A 24,495-nucleotide genomic window follows, 5' to 3' on the forward strand; every position below is an offset into this window, starting at 1 on the left:
TGTTACTCCAGTCCTATCAAGTAAGGATAGAGAGGTTGTCCTGCTGTAATCTCTTCTATATCTGCTTCAGCAAAACGTTCTTGTAAGGTTTTGATAACCCGATCAATCTCTTCTCGCTCCAGACCTGCACCTGTATAGACTGTGATCAATTCCCAGTCCTCATCATTTCGTTCGATCGTTTGCACAATAACTTCTTCTATTACCGTACCGCTAGCTACTAATTGGTGGTTCAACAAGCCCAAAAATTGGCCTTCCTTAGCCGTAATTCCATTAATAGTTGCGTCCCTTACAGCTTTTGTAATTTCAGCACACTCTACTTGATGATAGCCTTCTGTCATAACTTGTACATTATCTTTAACGCTTTTGTTACTATCATAAGCTAAGGCCGCTACAAGGCCTCCTGCTAGATGCTTTGTTGGCACCATCATAACTCGGTCTTCACCGATCATTTTGATAGCCTGCCCTGCGGCCATCGTTAGGTTTGGATGGTTAGGCAGTAATATGGTGTAAGCAGCATTTGCTTTTTCTATAGCTTCTACCCAGTCTTGGGCACTAGGATTGCTTGTAGAACCTCCCATGACAATGGCACTAGCTCCCTGCTCACGAAACAGTTGAGCCCAGCCTTCTGAAGGTGCTGAAGCAATAAAAGCTACTTCGCTTTTTGGGCGTAGCTGGTCTTTCATATTTGAAATTGTGATGTCGTGAAGTGTACCATAAAAACCGCCTTTTTCTAATGCAAGCCCTGGGCGATCTGTGTGTACATGACATTTCAGTACATTAGAGTCTCCTACGACTAAAACGGAATCGCCAATATCCTCAAGCCTGTGACGTAATGCTTGCAAGGGTAATGCCGTACCGCGAAGGATAAATTCTGTGCAGTAAGTAAAATGAGTAGCTTCTCTTTCTTTTGCTCCTGTAAGATGAAAAGCATTGCGCTTCTGCCAGTCTGCTTCTACTGATTGCAAAAAAGGCTGTAAATCGCCTTCTTCCTCAGTTGTCTCACCTAGTAAAGCTTTATAAATGCCTTGTAAGAAAAGCACATAGCCTTGTCCACCAGCATCAACCACACCAGCTTCTTTTAGAACAGGCAGTAGTTCTGGTGTGCGACTTAATGCTTCTTGACCTGCTTCAGTCGCTATAAGAAAGAGTTCTTCAAAGGATATATCTTTTCTCTTCGCTCTTTTCTTGGCCTCCTGAGCAGCTTCTTTGGCTACTGTTAAGATTGTACCCTCCACAGGCTTCATAACAGCGCTATACGCCAGTTCTACCCCTTTAACCATGCCCTGAGCCCAGTCTTGTGGTGTAACTAGGGTATTTTTTTCAATGGCTTTAGCCCAGCCCCAGATTAATTGCGAAAAAATTACTCCAGAGTTACCACGAGCGCCCAACAAAGCACCCTTGGCCGCTACAGTTGCAATTTTACCTGCCTTTTTTTCTCCTTCACCAGGCAGAGATGCTACAGCAGATTTCAACGTTAAAGCCATGTTTGTACCTGTATCACCATCGGGGACAGGAAAGACATTCAACTGATCAATCTGTGCTTTTTTTTGCTCAACAGAGTAAGCACCACCCTGAAGCAGGCGAACTAAGTCCTCTCCGGAGAGCTTGTAATTCTTATCCTTTGGGGACTTTGATGCCATGGACATTTATATTCACCTCACGGACCTGAATGCCAAGTTGAGTTTCAATAGCAATCTTAGCTCTTTCCATTACAGTGCGAGCTACCTCAGGAATCCTTACGCCGTAAGCTACAATAACATGAAGATCTACAGTAACAGAAAAGTCATCGTGACTTTGTATGGCTATGCCTTTTTTTCGACCTTTTTCACTAATTTTTAAGTTTAGGCCCTCTAATAGATCTTTCGGTGCCATAGCTACAAGTCCATAGCATTCTGAAATAGATTGAGATAGAATAGCCATAATAACATCATCAGAAATTGAAACATTCCCAGCTTTTGAAGTCTCTACAATAGACATAAGCATTCTAACCTCCTCAAAGCAATCATTAAACCTAATAAGCTTTTCTTAATTCACTATTGGAAAAGGAGCCTTAAGGCCCCTTCTTTTCCAACTGATTAAGTTCATTCATCAAAATATTTATATCAATACCATGCATACGCGCTCCGTTTTCAATAGATTCCAAAGCAGAGCCCATGCAACCTTGACAAGCCATACCGTGGTTTGCCAATATTTCTCTAGATCGGGGATAGGTTTGAAGCAATTCTAAGAGGGACATTTCTTTGGTTATCTTTCCCATCATAACACCTCCTCTATCCCTGTCATGGTTCAATATTCGCCATCTATCATAGAAAATCCTTTTACCCCTAGATTGGAGCTTGTCAAAAAATAATGTATCTGGTAAACTGTAATAGTGATTTTTTTGACCCGTAAGGAGGTGTAGTCATGGCACGGAAATGCGCCATTTGCGGCAAAGGGGTTCAGACTGGTATGCAAGTCAGCCACTCTCATATCCGTACAAAACGTACCTGGTCGCCTAACCTTCAGCGTGTTCGCGCTGTTGTGAAGGGTACTCCAGTTCGTCTGAACGTATGTACCCGTTGCCTCCGTTCGGGCAAGGTTCAAAGATCTGTATAAGATTCACTAATATACTGAACGGGTAATAAAACGAGTCCTTTGACATTATATGTCGAAGGACTTTTTTATTTTATTCGAGCTCTTTTTCTAGAGCAATCAATTCGTCAACTGAAAAAATGTATTGTTCATTACAAAAATGACAGACTACTTCAGCTCCACCTTGTTCTTTACGCATTTCTGCTAACTCTTGAGCACCTAAGCTTTTGAGCATTGTTTCTAGACGCAGGCGATCACATTGGCATTGAAAGAAAGGTTTTTTTTGGGCCAATATTTTTTTGTCTTCTTCTGGCAAAAGAGGGTCTAAAAGAGATGCAACGTCTTTGCCGCTAGCAAAAAAGTAACTAATAGGGCCTAGTTCTTTGATTTTCTTTTCTAAATGTTCTATCTTTTCCTCACTTACACCTGGTAAGAGCTGTAATAGGTAGCCACCGGCCGCTTGGACAGTGCCATCTTCATTGAGTAATACACCAAGAGCTACAGCCGTCGGTGTTTGTTCTGATGTAGCAAAGTAATGAGTTAAGTCTTCTGCTATTTCTCCACTAACTAGAGGTGCTGAGCCTGTATAGCTTTCTTTCAGACCTAGATCACGAGTTACATGAAGATGACCTGTAGCACCAACAGCACCACCTACATCTAGCTTCTCAGGCGAACGCGAAGGCCAATCCAAGGTTGGATTTTGTACATAACCACGCACTTCTCCTTGAGCGTTACTTTGCGCCACAATTGCGCCTAAAGGGCCGTCGCCAAGAATGCGTAAAGTTATTTTCTCTTCACCTTTTTGCATAGCACCCATCAGTAAAGCCGCTGTCATAGCACGACCTAAAGCGGCTGTTGCTGTAGGCCAACTTTTGTGTCGACTTTGCGCTTCTGCTACTAATTCTGTAGTACGTGCTGCAATTAAACGAATCTGCCCATCTCGATCAGTAGCCCAAATCAACTGGTCACCCATCTATATTATACTCTTCCTTTCCCAAAGTGGTAACTGTGATATTGAATTGACTATGGTTTTTTTCTTCAAAAAGATCTGTTGTTAACCCTATAGGCAAAATAGTATCCATATCTTGCTCAGAAGCCTTTTGTAGTGACTGCGCCACTGCAAAAGCGCCTGCTGACGCGGATTGTTTGACTGTGTAGCTTCGTGCTAAGCCTGCTGTAAGTATAGCCGCATAAAGGTCGCCAGTTCCAAAGGCTTTCTTCGGTACAGCATCAACAGCAACTTCCCAAGCGCCCCCTTCACGGTGCAACAAAAGATTATAAATCTTCTGTGCTTGCTCATCTACACGCCAGCTCGTCACAACGACCCAGCTTGGGCCTTTTTGCAATAACTTCTTAGCACCTTGATAAAGCTTATTACAATCGCGAGGTTTTGTTCCTTCCTCTAATGCCGTCAATTCACCTTCTGCTAGTAACGTAAGTTCAAAAGGATTGGGGGTAACATAATCAGCCCTTGGTAGCAATTTTTCGCGTACAACATCAACCACATCAAGGGAGACATAAAGTCCTTTTGGATCGTCACCTAAGACGGGATCTAACAAATAAGGCAAATCTCTTCGCTCTTCTAACCACTTAGCAAGAATAGTTCCTTGTCGAGAAGAGCCTAAAAAGCCACTTAATAAAAAATCTATTTCTCGGTCTTTTAGAGCTGTCAAAAGCTGATAAAACAAAGTGGCAGGCACAGGGCCTCCTCGACGAGGCTGACAAGCACCATGAGCGCCATAGTAGACCGTAGGAATAGGTAAGGGCTGTACAGCGCATTGCAATAGTCCTGCGACAACAGCGCCATTACCTACAAAACCCTGTGCTACCATGCTCTGCACGGAAACAATAGCCGGAACTTTTTTCATCCTTTACCCTTCCAACTGAGCCATCAGGTTAGCCATTTCTAAAGCTGATAAAGCTGCTTCCCAACCTTTATTACCTGCTTTAGTACCTGCTCTCTCAATGGCTTGTTCAATAGAATCGACTGTTATTACGCCAAAAATAGTAGGCTTGCCAGTCTGCATATTCACTTGAGCAACACCTTTAGCAACTTCACTACAAACATAATCAAAGTGAGGCGTAGAGCCACGAATTACAGCACCTAAACATATCACAGCATGATTATTTTTCTCCGCCATTTTCTTAGCTCCTAGAGGAATCTCAAAAGCTCCTGGTACCCAGGTTACAGTCACATTTTCCTTAGGTACACCATGGCGATATAGTGCATCGAGAGCACCTGATAAAAGTTTGTTCGTAATAAACTCATTAAATCGACTTACTACGATGGCAAAATGTAACCCTTGTCCTAATAAGTGGCCTTCATAAGATTTTTGAATTTCCATGATATAAACCGCCTTTCCTTTAATTGATATGACTTAAGATGATTTATGCGCTACTTTCACTATGTCGCATCTATTGTTGTTCGAATAGCAGATGACCTAATTTTTCGCCTTTGGTATGAAGATATCGTTCATTTTCCGGTACACAGCCTGTAACTATGGGAACTCTTTCTTCAATTGATAAACCATATCCTTCTAGACCTTTAATCTTCCGAGGATTATTAGTCATTAAGCGAATCTGCTTAACACCTAGATCAACAAGGATCTGAGCACCTGTTCCATATTCCCGTAAGTCAGCAGGGAAGCCTAACATTTCATTTGCTTGAACTGTATCTGCACCTAGATCTTGCAGTTTATAAGCTTTTATTTTGTTTAATAAACCGATGCCGCGGCCTTCTTGGCGCATATATAAAACGACGCCACGACCTTCTTCTTCAATTGTTCTTAAAGCGGCGGCTAATTGATCTCCGCAGTCACAACGTTTTGAGCCTAAGACGTCTCCAGTTAAGCACTCTGAATGGACACGAACAAGAACGGAAGAATCACTCTGCTTAAGATCTCCTTTGACGATAGCAAGGTGACACTCTTTGTCTAAAAGACTTTCATAAGCTACAGCTTGGAAATTGCCGTACTTAGTAGGCAATTGGATAGTCTCCACCCGTCGGATTAGTTTTTCTTTGCGCCTACGATATTCTATAAGATCAGCAATTGTAACAAGCTTTAAGTTATGTTTCTTGGCAAAGTCTATTAAAGCAGGAACTCGTGCCATTGTGCCATCATCAGCCATGATCTCACAGATTACCCCAGCAGGATAAAGACCAGCCATTTGTGCAAAATCAACAGCTGCTTCAGTATGACCAGCTCTCGTTAAAACACCGCCATCACGAGCACGCAAAGGAAAGATATGGCCTGGTTTACGAAGGTCTGAAGGTCTAGTCTTAGGATCTAAGAGCGCTTGAATGGTCTGAGAACGTTCAAAAGCAGAGATTCCTGTCGTGCAAGATGACGCGTCAACAGATACTGTAAAAGCTGTTTCCATACGATCTGTATTATTTTGAACCATGGGATAAAGTTCAAGACTATCTAAGCGATCTCCTGACATGGGCACACATATTAAGCCTTTACCATAGCTAGCCATGAAGTTTACCGCTTCTGGCGTTGCTTTTTCAGCGGCCATTAACAGATCGCCTTCATTTTCCCGATCTTGATCATCAACAACAATAATCATTTTGCCTTCTTGAATATCAGAAATTGCTTCTTCAATACTATGAAAAGACACAGGAATCACCTCCTTGTTATTTAGGAAAACCACTGAGACAGAGAAGAGCAAAGAGGAGTTTCTAAAAGAGGATTACTGATTCACTCTCTTGATCAAAAAAAGAATCAGTAGCCTTGTTCCAGCAAAAATTCTCTTGTTAGGTTACCCTTTGCCGTTTTTTTCGTCCCCTCTTCACTCTGTGTAGAAAGTAGACGTTCTACATATTTCATCAGCATATCTGCTTCTAAGTTAACCAGATCTCCCTTTTTCTTAATCCCTAGAGTTGTTTCGCCAGCTGTATGGGGGATAAGCGATACTGTAAAGCCCTGCTGAGTGACATCAACAACAGTGAGGCTAATTCCATCAATAGCAATAGATCCTTTCGGTATCAGGTATTTGAGAAGGTCTGATGAGCAAGTAATTGCTGTTATAACAGCAATATCGATTTTCTTCTGACCTACTATTTCCCCTACTTCATCGACATGACCTGATACGATGTGTCCTCCTAAACGATCACCCATGCGTAAGGCTCGCTCAAGGTTGACATAACTACCTCTCTGAACTCTAGCCAGTGCTGTTTTTCTCAATGTCTCATCCATCACATCTGCTACGAAATAATCTTTGGCAAATTCCACGACTGTAAGACAAACTCCGTTGACTGCAATAGAGTCTCCCATTTTCACATCTTCAAGCACTTTTTGAGCTTCTAGGACTAATTGGGCCGAACGAGGACCTCTTCTAATTTCCTTTACTTTTCCTAGTTCTTCCACAATCCCTGTAAACAAGGTATCACCTCCCGTAGAGTCCCTTCTAGTAAATAGTCTTCACCGGAAGGTTGACCACGCCATCTTTTTACTAACCAAGCTTGAGACATTAGTTCCACGCCGCCACCACCGACTGGTGAAGGTGCTGTAGCACCACCTACAAGCTTTGGGGCTATAAAAACTGCTATTTGGTCAACGAGCTTGTCCTCCAAAAAAGCACCGTGTACAGAAGAGCCTCCTTCTACTAGTAAGGAAGTAATCCCTGCTTGCCCCAGTCTTGCCATCAAGGAAGGCAGATCTATCCTTCCTTTTTCATTTTGTGGACAAAGCCACACTGTAGCACCTATTGCTTCTAATGCCTTAACTTTCTCTAAAGGGGCTTGCTCCGTAACTGCTATAAGCGTTTTTCCTTCTGCCTTCAATACCTTCGCAGTTAAGGGTGTACGCCCTTTGCTATCTAAAATTACTCGCAAAGGGTGTCTCTGTTCTGATTGATCAAAGGTAGGATCAAAATCAGCAAGTCGAGTCGTAAGTTGCGGATCATCAGCTAGAACTGTTCCGATGCCTACTAATATAGCATCTTTGTCTTGACGCCACTGATGGACTAACTGTCTGCTAGTTGGACAAGAAATCCATCTACTGTCACCACTTAGGGTAGCTATCTTACCATCAACAGTCATAGCCCACTTCGCCAGCACGTGAGGACGTTGAGCAGTTATCCAGGTAAGAAAAGGCTGGTTTATCTCAGCAGTTTCTTGAGATAGAAGACCTACTTGTACTTCAACACCCTCATGTCTGAGCTTTTCCATCCCTTTTCCGGCAACTTGTGGGTTGGGATCAAGCATAGCCATAACAACTTTTTTTACGCCTGCCTTCAAGATAGCTTCCGTACAAGGTGGTGTCCGGCCATAGTGACTACATGGTTCTAAGGTCACATAAAGCGTAGAACCTCTGGCTTCTTCATTAGCTTGGGCCAACGCGTGTATTTCGGCATGAGCTGTCCCTGCTTTTTGATGATAACCTTCTCCTACAATTTGACCATCTTTTACGATCACAGCACCTACTAGCGGATTAGGACTTGTTTTTCCTTTTCCTCTTAGAGCAAGCTCAATAGCTCTCTGCATAAACAGTACATCTGCATCCTTCATCCTCTTCCTACCTTTTCCATGGAAAATAAAAAACCTCAAGGGTAGCTTTCCCCGAGGTTTCTAGATACAACAGACTGCTTTCCTACTTCTATAAAAGTAGAAAAGCTTGTCCTTTTCCCTCTCTCATCCAGACTGTAACTGTCGGCTTCGGAATTACACCGAATCTGCTTAAAAAGCTCGCGGGCTATACCGCCGGTCGGGAATTACACCCTACCCCGAAGGAATGGTTATGTTCAATTATTGAGAAGACCTTGCAATTATATCTTTTTCCATGGGAAGAGTCAATTAACAAAGTCTCCACTTAGACCCAGCTCTCCTTGCTTTCGCAAGGCTATTACTTCTTGTTCAATATCTTCGGTGTTAAAAATCGCCGATCCTGCTACCAAGACATCGGCTCCGGCTTGCACGACTTGAGCTATATTGGAACGGTTAATTCCACCGTCTACTTGAATCTCAAAGTTTAATTCATGCTCTTTTTTGTAATGAGCTAGTGCACTAATCTTTTTCAAAGCAGAAGGAATAAATTTTTGTCCTCCAAAACCGGGATTGACGGACATAATAAGAACAAGGTCTACCATGGGGAGAACATATTCTAAAGTCTGCCAAGGCGTTGCTGGATTAATTGATACGCCAGCTTTGACGCCTTTTTCTTTGATGAGAGAAATCGTACGATGAAGATGTTTTGTTGCTTCCTGATGAACTGTAACTAGATCAGCACCAGCATTAATAAATTCAGGAATATATTGATCAGGCGATTCTATCATCAGATGGACATCAAAAATCATTTTGCTATGAGGTCTTAATGCGGACACCACAAGTGGTCCAATAGTGATATTAGGAACAAAGTGTCCGTCCATCACATCAATATGAAGATATTCAGCACCACCCTTTTCTACAAGGGCTACTTGTTGACCTAATCTAGCGAAGTCTGCCGATAAGATTGAGGGGGCGATTTTTATGGTCATTCTTTTCTTCCTTTCGGTTTGCGGCGATCTTGGTTGATAAGTTCTTCAAGGAAAAGCAAGTAGCTTTCATATCTTCGTTGATGAATTAAGCCTTTTTCAACAGCCTCTTGTACTGCACAATCGGGCTCAGTGCGATGAAGACAGCTATTGAAGCGACATTGACCCATCAAATCAACTATTTCAGGAAAAAGTTCTCCTAGTTGAGGGGCAGTCAGAGCTGGTAAATTCAAAGTAGAAAAACCTGGTGTGTCGGCTACCAGAGCGTCAAAAGAGAGATGTAATAATTCTACATGACGAGTTGTGTGGCGGCCTCGGCCTGTTTTTTTACTTACTTCACCAGTTTTTAAGGCTAGGCCAGGTTGTAAAGCATTGAGCAAAGAGGATTTGCCTGCACCTGATGGTCCAGCAAGGACGGTAATGCGTTGACGCAGTAGATTTTTTACCGCCTCAATACCATTCATAGTTTCGGCCGATACTATAACTTGTTTTATCTGCCCTTGTACAAAGCTTTCTTTGGCTTTTTCGATGCATTCTTCTGTGGCTAGATCGCTTTTTGTCCAGATTAGAATAGGCTCTATCTGCTCTTCAATTGTAAATAGTAACAAACGATCGATGAGTGCAAAGTCAGGATCAGGCGAGGTTAGCGAAAAGACCAGCAAGGCTTGATCTACATTAGCGATCGTAGGACGCAATAGCTCATTTTTTCTTGGTAATACTTCTTCGATAACTCCTTTGTCACCTTCAAGTAAGCTTATTACGACTCGATCACCTGGTAAAAAAGTTTGTTCCATTTTTTTTTGGCGAAACTTGCCTCGTAATGAACAAGTAAAGATCGTTCCTTCTGATAAAACGTAATAGAATCCAGAGTACCCTTTAATTATAGTACCTTCTTTTCCCGGTAGATTCACGGTGATCTCCTAGCACTCCCTTTACCTTCGTTATTCAACTTGACGTTCAAATACTTTTTCACCATCAAGGAATCCTTGAATAATTGCTCTTCCTTGATACTCTACTTGACGAGTTACGGCATCTCCACCTGCGTGAGTTCCAGAGTAGGCTTCTATGGTTTCTGCTCCCTGTTGGAGAATAATGCGGACTTTTGACTCTGTACGTTCCTCAGGAATCATAATCGTTACGGTTGTTTTCTTCTTTTCTATTTCTGCTTTTTTCTCTTCTGCTCCTGTACTAATTGTAATTGTGACGGTAGAGCCTTTTTCTACATTGCTATTAGAAGCAGGATTTTGCCCTATAATAAGGCCTTGACCAAAACTATCGCTTGCTTCTTCTCGCTGTTCTATTCTTACCTCTAAAGGTGCTAGTACCGTTTTCGCTTCTTCAATAGACAGTCCTGTAAGAGCTGGCATAATAGGTTGGTTTTCAGGCCCTCTGCTTACTAGTAATTCAATAATCGTTCCAATAGGCTGTTCTGTATTGGCCGCCGGTTTCTGACTAATTACGGTGCCTGCTGGCCTTCTATTATCGTATTCCTCGACCACATCATAGGAAAATTCTGCTTCTTGTAGTTTAATCAGAGCTTCTCGTTGCGTCATGCCTGTAACATAAGGAACTCGATCTAGCTTGGGCCCAAGGCTTACGGTTAAACGTACTTCTCGCGTCGCTTTAACCATACGATTGCCTTCTGGATCTTGGCTAATCACAACCTCTCTTGCTATTTGGTTGTGATTTACTCTTTCAACTTGTACTTGCAGGCCTACATTTTCTATAGCTTCAATCGCTTCCATGTAGTGCATATCAACAACCCTAGGAAGCATTACTTCTGGAACATTCATATAACGTTGCCAGGCAAATGTGCTTGCAAAAGCTATCAAGGCTAATAAGAGTAATGAAGAAAGTACTATTTTCCAATTAATACGAGCTGTCGGTTCTTCTTTTTCATTCTTATTATTAGAATAGCTAGGCTCTCTTGTTTCTAGCTTTCCATGTTCTTGCCAGGGAAGAGGTTGTTCTAAACGTACTGTAGGGCTATCATCTTCTAAAGGAAGACGTCCAACTATTGTTCCTGAAAAAACATGATCTAGGTCATCTTTTAATGCTTTAGCATTCCCATACCGACGCTCTGGATTTTTCTCTAGGGTTCTCATTACGACTTCTTCTAAGGTTCGAGGAATTTCCGGTGTGCTTTTTGATATTGGAGGCGGGTTTTGCTGAACTTGTTGTAAAGCAACGGCAATAGGTGTCTCGCCTTGAAAAGGAACATGACCACTGAGAAGTTCATAGAGAACAACGCCAAGGGAGTAGATATCTGATTTTTCATCAACTGGAAGACCTCTAGCTTGCTCTGGAGATAGGTAATGGACAGAGCCGACAATAGTTCTATCCATGGTCATAGTGTTTTGTGTAGTAGAACGTGCAATTCCAAAATCAGTTACTTTTACCCGACCTGATGCTGTTAGCAGAATATTATGAGGTTTTATGTCTCTATGGATAATGCCTTTCTCATGAGCATGTTCAAGAGCATCACAAATTTGACGGGCCAGATTGACAGCTTCTACAGGCTCTAAAGAACCATTACGACGTATCACTTCTTTTAGAGTCGGTCCGTCTATATATTCCATCACTATGTAGTCTGTTTCACCTTCCCGACCAACATCATAGACATTTACGATATTGGGATGGGATAAGGAGGCAATAGCCTGTGCTTCTCGTCGAAAGCGACGTACAAATTCTTCATCATTAGTGAGGCCCTCGCGAAGAAATTTGATTGTAACAGCTCTTTCTAGAACACGATCCCAGGATTTATAGACTTGAGCCATACCACCGCCGCCAAGATATTCAACTATCTCGTAGCGATTTCCAAATATGCGACCCTTCATTGCGTCCATCCTTCGTTATTATCCTGCCAGAGAATCAAGAAGGTAACATTATCATGGCCTCCTCGTTCTAGAACAAGCTCCATCATTCGGTCAGCAATTTTTTCTAAAAGATTTTGTTGATAAGGATAAGGAGGTAGACTCTGCAAAATCTTTTCAATCTCTTGTTCTGATACTAGATTAGTTAAGCCATCAGTACATAAAATCATAAGATCTTCCACAGCCCACTGTTCTTCTACCAAGTCAATATCTATCTCTTCTTTTGTCCCCAGTGCTCTTGTAATTATGTTTCTCTGGGGATGTGCTTGCGCTTCCTCTGGAGATATTCTGCCGTCTTTCAACATTTCTTCTACAAGAGAATGATCTTCTGTAAGTTTGTAAAGTCTGCCACCGCTGTACTTATATGCTCTGCTATCACCTACATGTGTTATCCAAAGAGTGCTGTCGGTAATAAGCAGAGCTGTTACAGTAGTCCCCATACCTGCCCATTTGCTATTATTTTGTGCTTCTAAATAAATTCGACTATTTGCCTCTCGACAAGCTTTTTCTAATGCTTTAATTCCTCTAGAAGCCTCGTCTTGTTTTTCAAAATATTCTGCAATAGCTTTTACAGCTAAAGCACTGGCCACTTCCCCTGCTTCATGGCCTCCCATGCCATCTGCCACAATAAAAATTCTATCATTAGAATCTGTTAGAAAACTATCTTCATTAGTTTTTCGTACTTTTCCTATATCAGTTCGAGCGATAGACTGCACTAGATACTTCATCAAGCTTCCCCCTTTTCGCTCTGCTTCTTGCTTCGCAGTTGACCGCAAGCAGCATCAATATCAGTGCCCCGTTCTTCCCGAATAACAGCTTCTAAGCCTCGTCCTTTTAACTCTTGTACAAACTTTCGAAGTGATTCTTGCGCTGGTCTTTGTGCGCCACTTTCTTGCACGGGATTAACAGGGATAATATTTAAGTGGATAGGCCATCTGTGAAAAATATGAGCTAGCTTTTTGGCGTCTTCAAGCTTATCATTAACACCTGCAATAAGTGCATATTCCACAGAAAGACGGCGTCTTGTCTTTTCCCAGTATCTTTTGCAAGCTTGTAAAAGAGCACTTAGTGGATAGCGTTGATTAACTGGCATCCAGGCACTTCTAAGAGCTTCGTCAACGGCGTGAAGGGAAAGCGCTAAATTTACCTCCCAGCCTTCGTCGGTAAAACGGTCAATACCAGGTATGATCCCAGCTGTTGATACAGTAATTCTTCTCTGTCCGATGGCTTGTCCTTGAGGATGCGTTAGTATTTGAATCGCTTTTTTTACAGCATCATAGTTTAACAAGGGCTCACCCATACCCATAAAAACTATGTTTGTTACTTTGAAGTCATCATCTTGCTTTCTTTTTTCAGCTGTAATATCAAGAACCTGCCCTACAATCTCTGCAGTAGTCAGATTACGAGTAAAACCTTCTTTCCCTGTGGCACAAAATTTGCAAGCTAGTGGACAGCCCACTTGCGTTGATAAACAAAGTGTCACACGTTGGCGGCTTTGTTGGCGCTGATAAGGCATTAAAACTGTTTCGATGAACTCATTATCTTCAAGCTTCCATAAGTATTTTTCTGTACCATCTCGAGAGATCTGTTTTTTTTCTATTTGTAGTGGTTTTAGTAGCTTTTCTTCAACTATTTCTTTGCGCAATGATTGTGGTAAATCAGTCATTTCTTCACTATTTACGACAGCTTGAGCTTGAAGCCAGGCAAAAATTTGCTTGCCTCTGTATTTGGGATGACCATGCCTTTGTAGGTAGTCGCCTATTTCTTCTGGTAGCATTTCTCGAAAAGAGGGAGTTGCTGAGACCAAGGTCTTATTTCCTCCTTAGACGAGCTACGAAAAAGCCGTCCGTTTGATAGCGGTGAGGTAAGATCTGCCAGAAACCTTTGTCGATCTGTCTTTTTTCTTCCTCAGAGAAATCTAGTTCAGGTATATAGGGAAGTAGTTCGTCAGCTTCAAAGTCTGGATGACGTTGTAAAAAATCTTTTACTTGTTGGAAATTTTCTTCTGGTTCAATAGTACAAGTAGAGTAAACGAGTATTCCACCAGAACGCAAAAGTGGTGCTAGTCCGTCAAGAATCTTAGCTTGTAAGCTCTTTAAGGAGATAATATCTTTTTCTGTAATGCGATAACGCAATTCTGGCTTTCTTCTCAATACGCCTAAGCCACTGCAAGGTGCATCTACAAGGATACGATCTACTTGACCGTGAAGATCTTTAGGCGGCTCTTGAGCGTCAACTCTACTTATAGTTACACTATTAATGCCTAGTCGTTCACAATTTTGACGAATAAGTCCTAATTTGTGAGGATGAATATCCCAAGCGTGGATTGTTCCTTCATCTTTGGAGAGTTCAGCAAGATGAGTCGTTTTGCCACCTGGGGCCGAACAGGCGTCGATAATTGTTTCACCTGGCTGTGGATTAAGAATAGGTGCTATAACCATAGAGCTTTCATCTTGTACGGTAAATAAACCTTCCCAAAAGCCTGGCAGGGCTGTAATAGCCGAGGGGGCACTTAATTTTAAGCCTACTGTTGAAAAAGCTGTTTCCTTAGCTTCTATTTGCTCTTTAGCAAAATCCTCTAATAGCTCTTGCCGATCTATGCGCAAAGCGTTGACCCGTATAGAAACAGAAGCTGATTGGTTGTTTCTTTCACAGATTGCTCTTGTTTTCTCTAGGCCATACTGTTTGACCCACCGTTCAACTAGCCACTTAGGATGAGATTCAACAACAACAAGATATTGCAAGGGATTAGCTTCCCAAGTAGGCCAAATAATACTTTCTTTTCTTGCCAGTTGGCGCATTACACCATTAACAAGAGCTATAAACTTCCCTTTTAGCAAACCTTTAGCTTGCTCTACTGTTTCATTCGTTGCCACTTCTTTAGGTACACGATCTAGAAAAAGCACTTGATAAAAGCCCAGTCTGAGTATTCTTCTAATTTCTTTGGGCAATTTACCGGGCCTTTCTAGAAATTGATTGATAGCGTAGTCTAGCGCATTTTGACGTCGCAACACACCAAGAACGAGTTCAGTAACAAATGCTCGATCAAGTCTAGCCAGATTGCTTTTGTTCAATAGATGGGTTAATTGTAAATTAGCATAAGCTTGTCTTTCTTCTACCGCTGCAAGTACCTGGTAGGCTACCTGGCGAGCAGATTCTTTCATCAAAGCACCTCTAACTGATAATTTTGCTAGTCCTGGTTTTTTTTAGCACTTTTCTCGAAGAAGATGGACTTTCTATTTGCCAACCTTGTCGATCTCCGTAAAGAAAAAAGCGAATTGCTTCTTCCACTTTTTCTAAGTTTACTCGTGTATTATAGCAAGGACCTTCGGGCCGATCATTTAATACTCCAATTACGGGAATCCGATCGATATCTTGAATACCGCTAGTAAGATCTCTTTCACAGGCAACAGCTACAATCGCCTGAGGAGCTCGCTCCATAATCATTTTGCGAGCCCATGTTCCTCCCGATACGATAGTAAGCACGACACCGTAGCGATTAGCTAAGCGCTTTAATTCATCAACAGGACAAGCTCCACATTCTTTGCAATTGTTAATATCAAGCGTGATCTTGTAAGGGCAACTAGATTTTTGTAAACAATGAGGCCCTAAGATCATGATTCTTTCTGGTGAAATATTGAACTCTCTTGTCTTTATTAACTGGTTACTTACTTCAATAAAGCTACTTTTAAGACGATCTGACGATATACCTAAAACTTTAGCTAGTACCAAAGCTAAAGGAAATAAGACATTAGTAGCCATGCGAGTCCATCGATATAACTGCGGTATAGCCCTATCTTGCCAGATAGAAAAGATCATTGCTGCAATTCCAAAGGCAATGATTAGAATAAGAACCAGAAAAACAAGACCAATGAGACCAATCAAAGCCTGATTCCACAGGTGATCTTGATAATTAATGGTATACCACCCAAGTAACAGAAGAGATAGTACAGTAACGAAGCTTACAATCATTAAGCCAATAAACAATCTTTTGCGTATGTGCATTCTTCACCTCTCCTGTCATTTATGGGGCTTTAGGTGAAACAGTATCCTTTTGCAATTCTACGTCCACGAACATAAGCACCAGCCGTCATGGTTTTACTACCAGCAGGACGTACTTCTTGTAGCCAGTAAAGCCCCTGCCCAGTCGCTACAGCTACTTCTTCTCCTGTTATAGCTATAATTTCACCAGGCTGACCGTTGCCTTCTAAAGCGAGGCCTTCTTTACGCAAGCACCCTTTGAATACTTTTACTATTTTTCCATTATCTTTCATGGAGGCACCTGGCCAAGGATTCATGCCTCGAACTTGGTTATGGATTTTTTCAGCCGATTCTTGCCAATTTATTTGCTCATCTTCTACATAGAGCATGGAAGCATATGTAGCCTCCTCATGATTTTGTGGCTGTGGTTTTAATTGCCCTTGCTCTAACTTTTTCAGTGTTTTCACTAACAAAGATGCTCCCACAAGAGCCAATTGATCATGGACTTTACCGACTGTATCATCTTCGTGAACTGCTATTTTTTCTTGTAGCAACATATCGCCTTCGTCAAGACCTTCACTCATGAGCATTGTAGTAATGCCCGTTTCTTGTTCTCCTGCCATAACAGCTCTATGAATCGGAGCAGCACCTCTGTAAGCTGGTAGTAAAGAAGCATGTACATTAATCCAGCCTTTTGGTAAAGCTTTTAAAAGATCAGGCGGCAAAATTCTACCAAAAGCTACAACAACACCTAGATCTATTTTTTCTTTCTGTAGAATTTCTATAAAATCTTGATCGAGCTTAGCAGGATGAAGCACTGGTATTGACAATTCTTGAGCTACCTTTTTGACAGGGCTCGGCATTGTTTTCTGACCTCGACCTCGCTTGCGATCAGGACGAGATACTACAAGAGGAATCTCATAACCTGCTTCAACTAGGGCCTGTAAAGTAGGAACTGCAAAATCGGGTGTTCCCATGAAAAGGATGCGCATACTTATCTCTCCTGTAAAGGACCTCGTTGGGTCCGATCAATAAAAAGAATCCCATCAAGATGATCAATTTCATGTTGTAAAGCACGGCTAAGTAATTCTGTACCTTCAATAAAGAATTCTTTGCCATAACGATCTTGTGCTTTCACCTTCACCCAGGCATGTCGCTCTACTTCTTCAGTAAATTCAGGTACTGATAAACATCCTTCTAACTCTTGAAGAGTTCCTTTGTACTCCATTAGAACAGGGTTTACCAATTCAACTGGTCCCTGCCCCACATCAATAACAACTACACGCTTAGCAATACCAATCTGTGGTGCTGCTAGGCCGACACCTTGAGCAGACACCATAGTTTCTACCATATTATCAAGAAGTCGACCTAAATTTTCGTTAAATTTAGTCACTTCTCGAGCTTTTTCTCTAAGGGCAGGATGACCTACTGTTAGTATTTCATAAATAGCCAAAATATTTCCTCCTTATTCGCATTCAGATTTATAAGTCACTGCTATCAATTGAGATACTCAAGGCTACTCCTTTGGGCTTCCTTTTTTGTTCTTGATAACTATGTTTTGTTAATCTAATAAGATATCGCAAAAGATCTGTTCCCGTTCCCTCTAGACGAGCTGTAACCATCCAGCGAAAACGCTCTTCCACACGGTGGATTGATGCAGGCGCTGGTCCCCAGACGTCGAGAGGGATATTTACTTCTTTGCTTATATGATTAAGTATCTCTGTCCAGTTTTGTGCTGCTGATTGCACTTCTTCGTCCTCAGCTCCTGTAAATAAGAACTGAGCTAACCTAGAGTAGGGTGGGTAGCCAAGCTGATGACGTATCTGTATTTCTCGATAATAAAAAGACAAGTAGTCATGATTTTTTACAGCTTCTAAGCAGTAATGTTCAGGACAGTAGCTTTGTAAAAAGACTTCTCCGATTTTTTCTGCCCGCCCTGCTCGACCAGCTACTTGCGATAGCAATTGAAAAGTTCTTTCAGCAGCTCTAAAATCGGATACATGTAAGGACGCATCAGCAGAGAGTACACCAACTAAGGTGACGCGAGGAAAATCAAGACCTTTGGCGATCATTTGTGTGCCAATCAAAATAGGCGCTTCTCCACGAGCAAATTTATCTATGACTTCTTCCATACTACCACTTTGTTGAGCCACATCTCGATCCATGCGCAAGATAGGGACTTCCGGGTAGAGGTTCATTAATTCTGCTTCTATCTTTTGAGTACCTGTACCAAAAAATCGAATTGATTTGCTTCGACATTGAGGACAGGTGGTAGGTACAGCCTCTTTCTTTTGACAGTAATGACAATGTAGCTTTTCTCCACTACGATGGTATACCATCGAGATAGAGCATCTTGAACAGTTTACAATATGTCCACATTCACGACAAAGAACAAAAGTGGAAAAACCACGTCTGTTTAAATATAGGATGACCTGTTCCTGCCGTCTCAAACGTTCTTCTATGGCTTTATGCAAGGGCCTTGAGATCATGCCTTTGTGACCTTCAGATAACTCATGACGCATGTCAACAATCTCTACGATAGGCATCGATTGTCCCCGTGCACGGTTTTTTAGCTCTAATATGCTATATAAACCTCTTTTGGCTTTTTCGTAACTTTCTAAGGATGGTGTAGCTGAGCCTAATAAGACAGTAGCGCCATGAATAGTAGCTCTTTGAATAGCTACATCTCGAGCATGATATTTAGGGTCTTTTTCTTGTCGATAAGATGGCTCATGTTCTTCATCAACTATGACTAGTCCTAAGTCTGGTAGTGGCGCAAATACAGCTGAACGTGCGCCAATGACAATCTCCACTTCTCCGGAGGCAATTCTCTGCCATTCTTTTCTACGCACTGCTTCTGGCAATGCACTATGCAATACAACGACCTTCGAACTGCCAAAGCGCTCCATTAAACGACGACCTGTTTGAGGTGTTAGGGCAATTTCAGGGACGAGATAAAGTACTTGCTGATGACGTGCTAGTACTTTCTTAGCCGCCTCAATGTACACCTCTGTTTTTCCACTGCCTGTTACACCGTGAAGCAGAAAAATTCGAAAAATCTTTTCTTGCATTGATTTTTCTATCTCTTTAAGCACCTTGGCTTGTTCTAAGGTCAGCTGATGCTTCCTTGGTTCCTCTACAATAATTTTAGATGAAGAAGACTTAGGGGAGCTTCTTTTACCTGAAGAAAGAATTTTTTTTACTTCAACTAGGCGATCTTTTAGAAGTCTCTGCAGAGCTATTGATGTATTCTCACTTTTGTTAGTTAACAAGGTTTTTTTCTTAATCTTTCTTCCTGCGGCATTATTAAGACGTGTCAATATTTCTGCACTATCAGGATCTAGACCTTGCCAGAGATAAAGCTGTTCTTTGGATAGCTTCTCTGGTAAGAAAATCCATTCTTGAAGCTTCTTCTCTACTCCCACTGGTGCTATAGCTTTGAGAACTTCCGATTGTGAGCAAAGTAAAGTTTCAGACAGCCAAGGAACAAGGGATATTAAGTCTTTTTGCAATCTATATTGTTCATTAACAGCCACGATCTTTTGTAAGCTGTGATAAGCTATATGGTCAGGTAGCTCATCGTCAATCGCCATAATCCAGCCACGAATAACTCGATGATTAAAAGGCACATATACTTCTATGCCAGGCGCAACAAGAGCTCTCATCTCTTCTGGTATAAAATAATGGAAGGGGCGATCCAAATTGCTGTGGGTGCTGTCTATAATCACTTGAGCTAAAGACTGTTTTGTTGAGTCCTCTTCCTTCAAACACCCACCTCCGTGATCTAAGCAAATCTAATCAACATTATAACAAATCTTTACCTTTTAAGCCAAAGAAAGAGTCTCTTATATGAAAAATTGATAAAGCCAGGAGCAATAAGTCGCTCCTGGCTTCTTTAGATTTATTGACTTTAGTAAGTATTTTTGCTTTGTATTACAGACCTGCCAACCTTTTCAAGTCTTCCACTTTGTCTAGTCTCTCCCATGGTAGATCGAGATCTGTTCTACCAAAGTGGCCATAAGCGGCTGTATTACGATAAATAGGTCTTCTTAAGTCAAGTGCTTTAATAATTCCAGCTGGACGAAGATCAAAGACTTCTTTGACCCATTCTTCAATTTTTACTTCGTCTACTTTGGCTGTACCAAAAGTATCAACCATAACTGATACAGGTTGAGCTACGCCAATAGCATAGGCAATCTGGATCTCGCAGCGATCAGCTAATCCTGCTGCTACAATGTTTTTTGCTACGTGACGAGCCGCATAAGCCGCAGAGCGATCTACTTTCGTGGGATCTTTACCAGAGAAAGCACCACCGCCATGACGAGCCATACCACCATAAGTATCTACAATAATCTTACGTCCCGTCAAGCCTGCATCGCCTTGAGGACCACCAATGACAAATCTTCCCGTTGGGTTGATAAAGTAGCGTGTCTGTTCATCAATAAGCTCTTGGGGAATGATGGGTACAATCACACGCTCGATCAGATCTTTTTGAATCTGTTCGAGTGTTACTTCAGGAGAGTGCTGAGAAGAAATAACAATGGTATCTACACGTACAGGTTTGTTACCTTCGTATTCAACGGTGACTTGTGTCTTGCCATCAGGACGAAGGTACTCAAGTTCACCAGACTTACGAACTTCTGCAAGTCGACGGGAAAGTTTATGAGATAAAGATATTGGCATAGGCATTAGCTCAGGTGTTTCATTAGATGCATAACCAAACATCATACCTTGGTCGCCTGCACCGATAGACTCAATCTCTGAATCGCTCATTTCTCTATTGCGGTCTTCTAATGCTTTATCAACACCCATAGCGATGTCGGGAGATTGCTCATCAATAGAGGTGAGTACGGCACAAGTCTCGCAGTCGAATCCGAACTTAGCCCGAGTATAACCAATCTCACGAATGGTCTGACGAACCACTTTGGGAATATCTACGTAACACTGCGTGGTAATTTCACCTGCAACGAGAACTAATCCTGTTGTAACGGAAGTTTCGCAGGCTACTCGAGCCATAGGATCTTGGGCAAAAATAGCATCTAAAACGGCATCAGAAATCTGATCGGCTACTTTGTCGGGATGCCCCTCTGTCACAGATTCTGAAGTAAATAAACGCCTACGATTCAATGTACGCTCCTCCTTCGACGGCTTTTCACCATCATTCGATATATTGCTGTATTAATCTACACTTTCCTAGATTAACAAGGAAAGCCACGAAATTCAAGACTTCTCTTTTTTATCGTTGTGATAAAAGTTCTTTAATTTTTAATAATATTCGTCTTGCTACTTCTTTTTTACTCATTATAGCTAAAGGCTCAGCTTGTCCATCTTTATCAAACAATGTAACAATATTCGTATCTACAGCAAATCCTGCTCCAGGAATAGTTACATCATTAGCTACAAGCAAATCCAAGTTTTTGGAACGCACCTTTTCTTGGGCGTATTTTTCTAGTTCATCTGTTTCAGCGGCAAAACCAACAAGAATTTGATCTTTTTTATTCTGACCGAGTTCAGCTAGTATATCGGGGTTTTTAACTAGTTCTAGAATAAATCGATCATCTTTTTTCTTTATTTTCCGATCATATTCTTTTAAGGGTCGATAGTCCGCAACGGCGGCCGCTTTAATGACTACGTCTACTTTGTTATAACGCTCCAGCACGGCTGAACGCATTTCCTTGGCACTTTCGACATAAATAGCATTTACTTGTCTCGGAGCCGGTAATGCCGTAGGGGCTGATATTAAAGTAACACTTGCACCTAGAGCGACTGCTTCTTCCGCTAAAGCGTAACCCATCTTACCGGAAGAACGATTGGTAAGATAGCGCACTGGATCTATAGGTTCTCTTGTCCCACCAGCTGTAATGAGTATTTCTTTGCCTGCTAAAGCTTGAGAGTGACTCATAATTTCCATGATTCTATCTAGAATCTGATCTACTTCCGCCAATCTTCCCTTACCAACGACACCACAAGCTAGAAGACCTTCAGCGGGGTCTAAGATCATTATGCCCCGCCTGCGCAGAACTTCCATATTCTCTTGAACGGCAGGGTGATCATACATATTTACATTCATGGCAGGTGCTAACAATAAAGGTGCTTTCGTCGCCAACAAGGAAGTAGTTAGAAAATCATCAGCAATACCTGCTCTTAGCTTTCCAATTAAGTTAGCTGTAGCTGGTGCAACGACGAAAAGGTCTGCCGCTTCTGCGACAGACACATGAGCAACATTCCATTCCTTCGGTTCTTCAAACATTTCTGTAATTACTCTGTTACGAGATAAAGTTTGAAAAGTTAGAGGCGTAACAAATTTCGTAGCCCCAGCCGTCATAATAACTTGCACATCAGAGCCTAGCTTGATCAAACGACTAACGAGATCACAAGCTTTATAGGCCGCAATGCCACCTGTAACGGCAACTACAATTCTTTTCCCTTGTAGACAATGACTGTTCAAGGCTATTTGATGCCGCCCTTCGGTTGTTCATACTTCACTTTACCTTCAACAATTTCTTGAAGGGCTAAAGTAACTGCTTTTTTGTTCTTATATTGTTCTGGTAGGGAATCTTTTTTTTCTGTCAGAGCTCGTGCTCTTTTGGCCGCTAAGACGACTAAAGCATATTTGCTATCTACATTTTCCATGAGACGATCTAAAGATGGTTGATTCATTTTGGGAAGGCCTCCTCTGTATTTACGCAAAAAATTCATTTAGAATCGATAAATTCGACTTCGCTCTGCCGCCACAATAGCTCGCAAGCGCTCCGTCGCCTTTTCTACTTCATCATTTATGATGCAGTAATCATACTTGTCAATATACTCCAATTCTTCAGAAGCTAAACGTAATCGTTTCTGAATCACTTCAGTACTGTCAGTTCCTCGACCGTAAATCCTTTTAGCTAGTTCTTCTAGTGAAGGTGGAGCGATGAAGATAAGTGCCGCTTCCTCGTAATGCTTCTTTACTTGTAAAGCGCCTTGAATATCGATCTCTAAGAGAACATTTTTGCCTTGACTTAAGTACTCTTCCACTTTTTCACGAGGTGTCCCATAATAATTGTCATAAACTTGAGCCCATTCTAAAAAAGAATTTGCGTTGATTTTTTGAATAAACTCTTTTTTTTCTAAGAAAAAATAATGGACACCGTCTATTTCTCCACTTCTAGGTGCTCGTGTCGTTGCTGATATTGAAAGCATAATATCTGCTTCTTTTTCGAGCAAAGCTCGACAAAGTGTGCCTTTACCAGCCCCAGAAGGTCCTGAAACAACAATAAGTACACCTCGGTTCAGCCGTGCTAACCAAGAGTCCAAGATCTGAGCACCTTTAGTCGTTTCCATCCTCTCCATGTTGTACCGACTCCTTAATTGAAAGTCGATGAGCCACCGTTTCAGGTTGTACTGCTGATAAAATGACATGATCGCTATCAACAATAATTACAGCTCGTGTACGTCTTCCATAGGTAGCATCAATTAGCATGCCCCGATCCCGTGCTTCTTGGATAATCCGTTTTATCGGTGCCGACTCAGGACTTACAATAGCCACTATTCTGTTAGCCGAAACGATATTGCCAAAACCGATGTTGATCAACTTTATATCCACAGCCTTATCCCCCTAAGCCCAGTGTAGCGATGAATGTCTGCAATCCCCTGTATTAAAGAACTTTTACGTCTAAGACTTTACCTGGTGACTCATACATAAGTCTCTTAATACCTTATTCTACATTCTGAACTTGTTCCCTGATTTTCTCCAGCTCACTTTTAAAGTTGACAACATGCCGAGAAATTTCTAAGTCATTTGCTTTAGAACCAATAGTATTAACTTCTCGATTCATTTCTTGAATGATAAAATCTAGCTTCCGGCCAACTGGCTCTTTTAAGTTAAGGGCCTTCTCAAATTGCTCTAGATGACTCCATAATCGAACTAACTCTTCTGTTATGCTCACACGATCGGCAAATAACGCCACTTCTATGGCCACTCTCTGCTCGTCCACAGGAATCTGATCGAGATATTCTTTGAGTCTTTCTTGTAGCTTTTGTCTATATTCACCGACGAGCAAAGGTGCTCTCTCTTTGATCTTCTCTGTTAAATCTTTGATAAGCTCAATTCTATTTAGTAGATCTTCATAGAGAACAGTGCCTTCATTAATGCGCATGGACAAAAGACTATCTAAAGCCTTTTGAGCAGCTTTGCTAGCTAATTCCGAAAGTGCCTCTAAATCCTCTTCCTCTTCAGTTAATGTGATAACTTCAGGAAGATTAATGAATTGATGAACAGAAAAATCACTAGGAAGACTCAGTTCCTCTGCCAACTCTTTCAAAGATTGATAATACTGTAGTGCTAAATTCTTGTCAACCTTTACCTTTCCATTTACTTCACCAAGTTGTTCTATATTTACAAAAACATCAACTCTACCACGAGATACACCTTTTTGGAATTGTTTTTTGATAGCTTCTTCAAGAGACATGTAGGTACGTGGGATGCGCACAACCACTTCGGAATAGCGATGGTTGACCGCTTTCACTTCTACAGTTACCTGTTGTCCAGAACCGACTGCTTCTCCACGACCATAACCGGTCATGCTCTTAATCATGTCCTTGCGTCACCTCATTA

26 protein-coding genes and 1 riboswitch are annotated in these 24,495 nt (G+C 41.7%); of the genes, 1 reads left to right on the plus strand and 25 read right to left on the minus strand.

What is annotated here, in order from left to right; translation table 11 throughout:
• Positions 1 to 2: 2 nt before the first annotated feature.
• The 3 genes from F9B85_RS01885 to F9B85_RS01895 all read right to left on the minus strand — a co-directional run bounded on the left by F9B85_RS01885 (position 3) and on the right by F9B85_RS01895 (position 2,257).
• A complete protein-coding gene (locus F9B85_RS01885; protein WP_170270089.1) occupies positions 3 to 1,640 on the minus strand; it encodes a DAK2 domain-containing protein in 1,638 nt (545 codons plus the stop codon).
• Positions 1,615 to 1,977, minus strand: coding sequence for an Asp23/Gls24 family envelope stress response protein (locus tag F9B85_RS01890; RefSeq protein ID WP_170270091.1), 363 nt, complete (start codon positions 1,975 to 1,977; stop codon positions 1,615 to 1,617). Before F9B85_RS01890 ends, F9B85_RS01885 begins: the two co-directional genes overlap by 26 nt.
• A gap of 73 nt (positions 1,978 to 2,050) precedes the next feature.
• Positions 2,051 to 2,257 carry a DUF1858 domain-containing protein gene (locus F9B85_RS01895; protein ID WP_151617924.1) on the minus strand — a complete coding sequence of 69 codons (207 nt, stop codon included), beginning with the start codon at positions 2,255 to 2,257 and terminating at the stop codon, positions 2,051 to 2,053.
• 146 nt (positions 2,258 to 2,403) lie between these two features.
• On the opposite strand from F9B85_RS01895, the gene rpmB reads away from it, so the two are divergent.
• Positions 2,404 to 2,595, plus strand: a complete 192-nt coding sequence (gene rpmB, locus F9B85_RS01900) for a 50S ribosomal protein L28 (RefSeq protein WP_151617926.1) — start codon at positions 2,404 to 2,406, stop codon at positions 2,593 to 2,595.
• A 70-nt stretch (positions 2,596 to 2,665) separates the two neighbouring features.
• Here rpmB and hslO read toward each other — a convergent pair whose 3' ends face one another.
• The 22 genes from hslO to F9B85_RS02010 all read right to left on the minus strand — a co-directional run bounded on the left by hslO (position 2,666) and on the right by F9B85_RS02010 (position 24,475).
• Complete coding sequence (gene hslO / locus F9B85_RS01905; protein ID WP_151617927.1) at positions 2,666 to 3,544, minus strand: Hsp33 family molecular chaperone HslO; 879 nt, start codon at positions 3,542 to 3,544, stop codon at positions 2,666 to 2,668.
• The gene (locus F9B85_RS01910) at positions 3,537 to 4,439 is read right to left on the minus strand and encodes a bifunctional hydroxymethylpyrimidine kinase/phosphomethylpyrimidine kinase (protein WP_151617929.1); all 903 of its coding nucleotides are present in this window, start codon (positions 4,437 to 4,439) and stop codon (positions 3,537 to 3,539) included. Before F9B85_RS01910 ends, hslO begins: the two co-directional genes overlap by 8 nt.
• Before the next feature lie 3 nt (positions 4,440 to 4,442).
• On the minus strand, positions 4,443 to 4,910 hold the full coding sequence (gene ribH, locus F9B85_RS01915) for a 6,7-dimethyl-8-ribityllumazine synthase (protein WP_151618380.1): 468 nt from the start codon (positions 4,908 to 4,910) through the stop codon (positions 4,443 to 4,445).
• Between the two features lie 76 nt (positions 4,911 to 4,986).
• Positions 4,987 to 6,192, minus strand: coding sequence for a bifunctional 3,4-dihydroxy-2-butanone-4-phosphate synthase/GTP cyclohydrolase II (locus F9B85_RS01920; protein ID WP_151617931.1), 1,206 nt, complete (start codon positions 6,190 to 6,192; stop codon positions 4,987 to 4,989).
• A gap of 104 nt (positions 6,193 to 6,296) precedes the next feature.
• The gene (gene ribE, locus F9B85_RS01925) at positions 6,297 to 6,956 is read right to left on the minus strand and encodes a riboflavin synthase (RefSeq protein ID WP_151617933.1); all 660 of its coding nucleotides are present in this window, start codon (positions 6,954 to 6,956) and stop codon (positions 6,297 to 6,299) included.
• Positions 6,929 to 8,083 carry a bifunctional diaminohydroxyphosphoribosylaminopyrimidine deaminase/5-amino-6-(5-phosphoribosylamino)uracil reductase RibD gene (gene ribD, locus F9B85_RS01930; protein ID WP_151617934.1) on the minus strand — a complete coding sequence of 385 codons (1,155 nt, stop codon included), beginning with the start codon at positions 8,081 to 8,083 and terminating at the stop codon, positions 6,929 to 6,931. Before ribD ends, ribE begins: the two co-directional genes overlap by 28 nt.
• Before the next feature lie 111 nt (positions 8,084 to 8,194).
• A riboswitch (FMN riboswitch) is annotated at positions 8,195 to 8,310 on the minus strand.
• A 54-nt stretch (positions 8,311 to 8,364) separates the two neighbouring features.
• Positions 8,365 to 9,048, minus strand: a complete 684-nt coding sequence (gene rpe, locus F9B85_RS01935; RefSeq protein WP_151617936.1) for a ribulose-phosphate 3-epimerase — start codon at positions 9,046 to 9,048, stop codon at positions 8,365 to 8,367.
• Positions 9,045 to 9,956, minus strand: coding sequence for a ribosome small subunit-dependent GTPase A (gene rsgA, locus F9B85_RS01940; protein ID WP_151617938.1), 912 nt, complete (start codon positions 9,954 to 9,956; stop codon positions 9,045 to 9,047). Before rsgA ends, rpe begins: the two co-directional genes overlap by 4 nt.
• Before the next feature lie 30 nt (positions 9,957 to 9,986).
• The gene (pknB, locus tag F9B85_RS01945; protein WP_170270093.1) at positions 9,987 to 11,882 is read right to left on the minus strand and encodes a Stk1 family PASTA domain-containing Ser/Thr kinase; all 1,896 of its coding nucleotides are present in this window, start codon (positions 11,880 to 11,882) and stop codon (positions 9,987 to 9,989) included.
• Positions 11,879 to 12,646 carry a Stp1/IreP family PP2C-type Ser/Thr phosphatase gene (locus tag F9B85_RS01950; protein WP_151617942.1) on the minus strand — a complete coding sequence of 256 codons (768 nt, stop codon included), beginning with the start codon at positions 12,644 to 12,646 and terminating at the stop codon, positions 11,879 to 11,881. The genes pknB and F9B85_RS01950 overlap by 4 nt, the downstream gene beginning before the upstream one ends.
• On the minus strand, positions 12,646 to 13,725 hold the full coding sequence (gene rlmN / locus F9B85_RS01955; RefSeq protein ID WP_243138030.1) for a dual-specificity RNA methyltransferase RlmN: 1,080 nt from the start codon (positions 13,723 to 13,725) through the stop codon (positions 12,646 to 12,648). The genes F9B85_RS01950 and rlmN overlap by 1 nt, the downstream gene beginning before the upstream one ends.
• Before the next feature lie 4 nt (positions 13,726 to 13,729).
• Positions 13,730 to 15,082: a 16S rRNA (cytosine(967)-C(5))-methyltransferase RsmB gene (rsmB, locus tag F9B85_RS01960; protein ID WP_151617944.1), complete on the minus strand. Its 1,353-nt coding sequence runs from the start codon at positions 15,080 to 15,082 to the stop codon at positions 13,730 to 13,732.
• A 10-nt stretch (positions 15,083 to 15,092) separates the two neighbouring features.
• Positions 15,093 to 15,923 carry a DUF116 domain-containing protein gene (locus tag F9B85_RS01965; RefSeq protein WP_151617946.1) on the minus strand — a complete coding sequence of 277 codons (831 nt, stop codon included), beginning with the start codon at positions 15,921 to 15,923 and terminating at the stop codon, positions 15,093 to 15,095.
• Between the two features lie 29 nt (positions 15,924 to 15,952).
• Positions 15,953 to 16,891, minus strand: a complete 939-nt coding sequence (gene fmt, locus F9B85_RS01970; protein WP_151617947.1) for a methionyl-tRNA formyltransferase — start codon at positions 16,889 to 16,891, stop codon at positions 15,953 to 15,955.
• 2 nt (positions 16,892 to 16,893) lie between these two features.
• Positions 16,894 to 17,352, minus strand: a complete 459-nt coding sequence (gene def / locus F9B85_RS01975) for a peptide deformylase (protein WP_151617949.1) — start codon at positions 17,350 to 17,352, stop codon at positions 16,894 to 16,896.
• A gap of 28 nt (positions 17,353 to 17,380) precedes the next feature.
• Positions 17,381 to 19,666 carry a replication restart helicase PriA gene (priA, locus tag F9B85_RS01980; protein WP_151617951.1) on the minus strand — a complete coding sequence of 762 codons (2,286 nt, stop codon included), beginning with the start codon at positions 19,664 to 19,666 and terminating at the stop codon, positions 17,381 to 17,383.
• A 166-nt stretch (positions 19,667 to 19,832) separates the two neighbouring features.
• Positions 19,833 to 21,026 (minus strand): methionine adenosyltransferase, encoded by a 1,194-nt coding sequence (metK, locus tag F9B85_RS01985; RefSeq protein ID WP_151617953.1) that lies wholly within the window; start codon positions 21,024 to 21,026, stop codon positions 19,833 to 19,835.
• Positions 21,027 to 21,135: 109 nt separating this feature from the next.
• Positions 21,136 to 22,347, minus strand: coding sequence for a bifunctional phosphopantothenoylcysteine decarboxylase/phosphopantothenate--cysteine ligase CoaBC (coaBC, locus tag F9B85_RS01990; protein ID WP_151617955.1), 1,212 nt, complete (start codon positions 22,345 to 22,347; stop codon positions 21,136 to 21,138).
• A gap of 2 nt (positions 22,348 to 22,349) precedes the next feature.
• Entirely contained in the window at positions 22,350 to 22,559 is a 210-nt protein-coding gene (gene rpoZ, locus F9B85_RS01995; protein WP_151617957.1) for a DNA-directed RNA polymerase subunit omega, read from the minus strand.
• 39 nt (positions 22,560 to 22,598) lie between these two features.
• Positions 22,599 to 23,222 (minus strand): guanylate kinase, encoded by a 624-nt coding sequence (gene gmk / locus F9B85_RS02000; protein ID WP_151618384.1) that lies wholly within the window; start codon positions 23,220 to 23,222, stop codon positions 22,599 to 22,601.
• On the minus strand, positions 23,209 to 23,484 hold the full coding sequence (gene remA / locus F9B85_RS02005) for an extracellular matrix/biofilm regulator RemA (RefSeq protein WP_151617959.1): 276 nt from the start codon (positions 23,482 to 23,484) through the stop codon (positions 23,209 to 23,211). The genes gmk and remA overlap by 14 nt, the downstream gene beginning before the upstream one ends.
• 112 nt (positions 23,485 to 23,596) lie before the next feature.
• Entirely contained in the window at positions 23,597 to 24,475 is an 879-nt protein-coding gene (locus tag F9B85_RS02010) for a YicC/YloC family endoribonuclease (RefSeq protein WP_151617961.1), read from the minus strand.
• Between the last annotated feature and the right edge of the window lie 20 nt (positions 24,476 to 24,495).

Source organism: Heliorestis acidaminivorans (assembly GCF_008933955.1).
Taxonomy (GTDB): domain Bacteria; phylum Bacillota; class Desulfitobacteriia; order Heliobacteriales; family Heliobacteriaceae; genus Heliorestis; species Heliorestis acidaminivorans.

What these genes read in the sequence shown, in the direction of transcription:
- F9B85_RS01885 (WP_170270089.1), bottom strand. Translation starts at nt 1,640, where the DNA reads ATGGCATCAAAGTCCCCAAAGGATAAGAATTACAAGCTCTCCGGAGAG.
- F9B85_RS01890 (WP_170270091.1), bottom strand. Translation starts at nt 1,977, where the DNA reads ATGTCTATTGTAGAGACTTCAAAAGCTGGGAATGTTTCAATTTCTGAT.
- F9B85_RS01895 (WP_151617924.1), bottom strand. Translation starts at nt 2,257, where the DNA reads ATGGGAAAGATAACCAAAGAAATGTCCCTCTTAGAATTGCTTCAAACC.
- rpmB (WP_151617926.1), top strand. Translation starts at nt 2,404, where the DNA reads ATGGCACGGAAATGCGCCATTTGCGGCAAAGGGGTTCAGACTGGTATG.
- hslO (WP_151617927.1), bottom strand. Translation starts at nt 3,544, where the DNA reads ATGGGTGACCAGTTGATTTGGGCTACTGATCGAGATGGGCAGATTCGT.
- F9B85_RS01910 (WP_151617929.1), bottom strand. Translation starts at nt 4,439, where the DNA reads ATGAAAAAAGTTCCGGCTATTGTTTCCGTGCAGAGCATGGTAGCACAG.
- ribD (WP_151617934.1), bottom strand. Translation starts at nt 8,083, where the DNA reads ATGAAGGATGCAGATGTACTGTTTATGCAGAGAGCTATTGAGCTTGCT.
- rpe (WP_151617936.1), bottom strand. Translation starts at nt 9,048, where the DNA reads ATGACCATAAAAATCGCCCCCTCAATCTTATCGGCAGACTTCGCTAGA.
- pknB (WP_170270093.1), bottom strand. Translation starts at nt 11,882, where the DNA reads ATGAAGGGTCGCATATTTGGAAATCGCTACGAGATAGTTGAATATCTT.
- F9B85_RS01950 (WP_151617942.1), bottom strand. Translation starts at nt 12,646, where the DNA reads ATGAAGTATCTAGTGCAGTCTATCGCTCGAACTGATATAGGAAAAGTA.
- rsmB (WP_151617944.1), bottom strand. Translation starts at nt 15,082, where the DNA reads ATGAAAGAATCTGCTCGCCAGGTAGCCTACCAGGTACTTGCAGCGGTA.
- F9B85_RS01965 (WP_151617946.1), bottom strand. Translation starts at nt 15,923, where the DNA reads ATGCACATACGCAAAAGATTGTTTATTGGCTTAATGATTGTAAGCTTC.
- fmt (WP_151617947.1), bottom strand. Translation starts at nt 16,891, where the DNA reads ATGCGCATCCTTTTCATGGGAACACCCGATTTTGCAGTTCCTACTTTA.
- rpoZ (WP_151617957.1), bottom strand. Translation starts at nt 22,559, where the DNA reads ATGAATCAACCATCTTTAGATCGTCTCATGGAAAATGTAGATAGCAAA.
- gmk (WP_151618384.1), bottom strand. Translation starts at nt 23,222, where the DNA reads ATGGAAACGACTAAAGGTGCTCAGATCTTGGACTCTTGGTTAGCACGG.
- F9B85_RS02010 (WP_151617961.1), bottom strand. Translation starts at nt 24,475, where the DNA reads ATGATTAAGAGCATGACCGGTTATGGTCGTGGAGAAGCAGTCGGTTCT.